The organism is Pseudomonas sp. PDM31, from assembly GCF_019218965.1.
Lineage (GTDB): Bacteria > Pseudomonadota > Gammaproteobacteria > Pseudomonadales > Pseudomonadaceae > Aquipseudomonas.
The window spans coordinates 1-255 of sequence record NZ_JAHUWS010000049.1 but is presented as its reverse complement, the minus strand read 5'-3'; the positions used below and the strand labels follow the sequence as shown (position 1 = coordinate 255).

Genomic DNA, 255 nt, shown 5'->3' with positions numbered 1-255 from the left:
ACTTCACCCAGTGGGAAATTTCAGCCCTTTCTTCCCAACTGAAACCACGACTGACGAATGCTGGCAGGCCGTTCGCGACCTGTTGCGGCGCTTTGCTGCCTGTGACCGCACAGCGGGCAAACCACTCGCGGTCTTCGGTGTATTGCGCTTCGGTGGAGCGCTGCAGCGCTCGATCGGCGATACGAATCGAGCCTTTGCCGGGCAGGTTGGCTTCGCCGCCCACTCCCGCCAGATTGAAGGGCATTTCCCAACCCA

General features: G+C 60.8%; 1 pseudogene. It reads right to left on the bottom strand.

What is annotated here, in order from left to right:
• Positions 1–244, bottom strand: a pseudogene (locus KW839_RS27405) (phospholipase); the annotation flags it as partial.
• Positions 245–255 lie beyond the last annotated feature (11 nt).